Genomic DNA, 991 nt, shown 5'->3' with positions numbered 1-991 from the left:
AGGAGGAGCGCGGTGGAGATAGCGAGCACGCTCCCGACGACGAGGGCGAGCAGCGCGACGCCCCCGAGCGCCTTGCCGTTGATGACCTCGTCGCGGTAGACCGGGTGGGAGAGCAGGCTTTTGAGCGACCGTGACTCCTTCTCCCCGGAGACCAGGCCGGACCCGACGGCGATGGCAAGGAGCCCCCCGTAGGAGATCAGCGTGAGGAACATTGAGGAGTAAACGCCCTCAACTGGCGGTTTTGCGGGCATCATCCCGGCCGGTCCGTCATTCTGGTTATCCATCGCGGCCAATTGCTCCGAGTATCTATCCAGTTCTCTCTCGTAGCTCACGACCCCGCTGTACGTCCCCACCAGGGCGATGGCGAGGAAGAGGGCGAGGATCACCAGAAACCGCCAGCCCGTTATCTGGTCAGTGAACTCTTTTTGGGCCACGGTGAAGACCCGTTCCGCCGTCATGTGTTATCACCGGTCAGTGTACATACATCTATCTTCATGCTCGTTCTCCGTCCGTGGTCGCAAGAGTACCGCAGGCCCGCGATTATACACGGTATCGCCCCTTAAGTGACAACCGAGGTTTTTCCGCCGCCCGGAACAGGCAAGGGTTACTCAGATGCACTTCCACGGGTGTTGCCGTCTTGAGACTGGATCGTTACTCCATATACCTTTTCTCTCACATTCCTCTACACGTCGGGGCGTGAGAGGAGTGAATTCGACCAGTGGCCGTGGTAAACCAACGATACTCCGGACCGGTCACTTTTCGGAAACTTCAAGCCCGGCCGGTCCCATACTGACTTTAACCACGCCGGTTCCATCGGCCCGGAACTACCATGAGACGACCGATCCTTGCCGTTATCGTCGGAGTAATAGCTGTCTACGCCTGCATGCACTTCTTCATCTTACCGGAGGCCCCGGACGTCACCCGCATCGAGAATATCACCCATCTTGAGTCCCCGGCATACCATCCGGCCATCCTGGACCTCTGGGAGATC

At 58.9% G+C, this 991-nt stretch carries 1 protein-coding gene; it reads right to left on the bottom strand.

The features are described from left to right. A partial coding sequence (locus ACI94_RS01695) for an ABC transporter permease (protein ID WP_286681020.1) occupies positions 1 to 458 on the bottom strand: 458 nt, incomplete at its 3' end. Positions 459 to 991: the final 533 nt, after the last annotated feature.

The organism is Methanoculleus sp. DTU007, assembly GCF_001512385.1.
Classification (GTDB): Archaea; Halobacteriota; Methanomicrobia; order Methanomicrobiales; family Methanoculleaceae; genus Methanoculleus; species Methanoculleus thermophilus.
This window is presented reverse-complemented; position numbering and strand designations above follow the sequence as displayed.